Source organism: Actinosynnema sp. NPDC023658 (assembly GCF_040639995.1).
Taxonomy (GTDB): domain Bacteria; phylum Actinomycetota; class Actinomycetes; order Mycobacteriales; family Pseudonocardiaceae; genus Actinosynnema.
In genome coordinates this window covers 1-1,954 of record NZ_JBFAAX010001004.1, presented here as the reverse complement: position 1 = coordinate 1,954, position 1,954 = coordinate 1, and the positions used below count along the sequence as shown (strand labels likewise).

Here is a 1,954-nt window from a genome sequence, read left to right as displayed (position 1 = left end):
ACCAGTCGTGCCTATGGAGGTCGCCGTCGTCGACGATCTCGGCCAGCACGGCCCGGATGTCGTAGGGCCTGTTCGGCTCCACGGGCACGACCTCGGCCAGCCGGGGCCTGCGGTCGGTGCCCGCGCCGCGGGACGGCAGCGCCGGCGGCGACTCCAGGTTGTTGGACGGCAGGAACGACAGCAGCTCCCGCACGCCCTCCAGGCAGCTCTTCTCGTCGTCGTGCACGAACGAGGCCACACCGGAGCGCGAGCCGTGGACGTCCGCGCCGCCGAGGTCGTCGTGGCTGACCCGCTCGCCGGTCACCTGCGCGACGATGTCGGGCCCGGTCAGGTACAGCTGCGCGGTCTCGCGGACCATGAACGTGAAGTCGGCCAGCGCGGGGGAGTAGGCGGCACCGCCGGCGGACGGGCCGAGGACGACCGCGATCTGCGGCACGACACCGGAGGCGCGGACCTGGCGCTGGAAGATGCCGCCGTAGCCGTGCAGCGCGAGCACGCCCTCCTGGATGCGGGCGCCGCCGCTGTCGTTGAGCCCGACCACGGGGGAGCCGGTGGCGACCGCGAGGTCCATCACCTTCTGGATCTTCGCCGCGTGCGCCGCGCCCAGCGAGCCGCCGGAGATGGTGAAGTCCTGCGCGTAGACGAACACCCGGCGGCCGTCGACCGTGCCGGACCCGGCGACCACGCCGTCGGTGTGCGTGCCGGTCGTGCCGCGTCGGTACAGCTCCACCTCGACGAACGACCCGACGTCGAGCAGCAGGTCCAGCCGTTCGCGGGCGGTGTGCTTGCCCAGCTTGTGCTGCCGCGCCACGGCTTCCGGTCGCCCGGCGGCGATGCGCGACCGCTGCCTGCCGTGCTCCTCGCGCAACCCCTCCATCGTCCGCCCGTCCTCGACCTCGGCGTCCGGGGCCGGCCGGACGGGTGCGAAGTCGAGTTCCGAAGTGCTCATCCGGACACCTCCTGCTGGACACCGGCGTCGATCAGGGAGGTTCGAATGTAGACAGGGGCGTCTATACGGGCTCCATCATCCGGGCGGTGATCGACACCGACGCGCGAGGGCCCGCGAGCCGACGACGGCTCACGGGCCCCTCGAACGCGGACGCGCGTCAGAACGCCTGGTTGGCGAACCCCTTCCGGGCCGCCGCGGACAGGAACGACTGCCACGCCGCGGTGCTGGTGTGCGGGTCACCGGTGACGGCGAGCTTGGACTTGGCGGCGGTGAACGCGCTGGTGGTCTTCGGACCCCAGATGCCGTCCACGTCCAGGCCCGAGCTCATGAAGTTGTTGCACAGCGACTGGACGAACTTCGTGTCGCTCTCGGACCCCGTCACGCAGCGGACCGGCAGGCCGCCGAAGTCGGAGTGGATGTGGTCGGCGTGGTCGGCGTTGTACCAACCGTCCAGCACGTACCGCAACCGCCGCCGGCACACCGCTTCCACCGCCAGGTAACGACGGCGCGTGGCGATCGTGCCGGACGCGTGGTCGTGGTCCAGCGGCGAGGAGGTCTGACCGCCGCTCCACCGCACGTGGTCGAGGTCCATGGCCGTGCCCGTGCCGTGCTCGCCGGGCTTGTTCACGTAGAAGCCCGCCGACACCAGGTACGTGATGCTGCCGTACGCCGACGACAACGACCGCAGGTCGCGGATCCAGAGCACCAGGGAGTCGTAGAACTCCTGGGTGGCCTGCCAGTTGCGCAGCGTCGTGTCGCCGCGGGTGGACCGCCAGTAGTAGACCGGCGTGCCGTCGATCCGGCTGAACGTGATCATCGGGTCGCCTCCGCGGTGATCAGCCGACCGCCGGTGAGCCAGCCGGAGCGGGTGCCCGCGAGACCCAGGGCCTTCGCGTCCTGCGGCACGGACGGGCGGGTCCGGCCGGCGTCCAGCACGCCGGTGAGCGGGGTGGCGTCGACCACCTCGTTGCCCACCCAGTGCACGCGGCCGTCCACCGCGGTCAG

The 1,954-nt window shown here is 71.8% G+C and carries 3 protein-coding genes; all 3 read right to left on the bottom strand.

Annotated features, from left to right (window positions below):
* On the bottom strand, positions 1-877 hold an 877-nt coding region (locus AB0G02_RS37420), incomplete at its 3' end, for a carboxyl transferase domain-containing protein (protein ID WP_360804407.1).
* A 229-nt stretch (positions 878-1,106) separates the two neighbouring features.
* A complete protein-coding gene (locus tag AB0G02_RS37415; protein WP_360804404.1) occupies positions 1,107-1,766 on the bottom strand; it encodes a hypothetical protein in 660 nt (219 codons plus the stop codon).
* On the bottom strand, positions 1,763-1,954 hold a 192-nt coding region (locus AB0G02_RS37410), incomplete at its 5' end, for a hypothetical protein (RefSeq protein WP_360804401.1). The genes AB0G02_RS37415 and AB0G02_RS37410, both read right to left, overlap by 4 nt.

What these genes read in the sequence shown, in the direction of transcription:
- AB0G02_RS37415 (WP_360804404.1), bottom strand. Translation starts at nt 1,766, where the DNA reads ATGATCACGTTCAGCCGGATCGACGGCACGCCGGTCTACTACTGGCGG.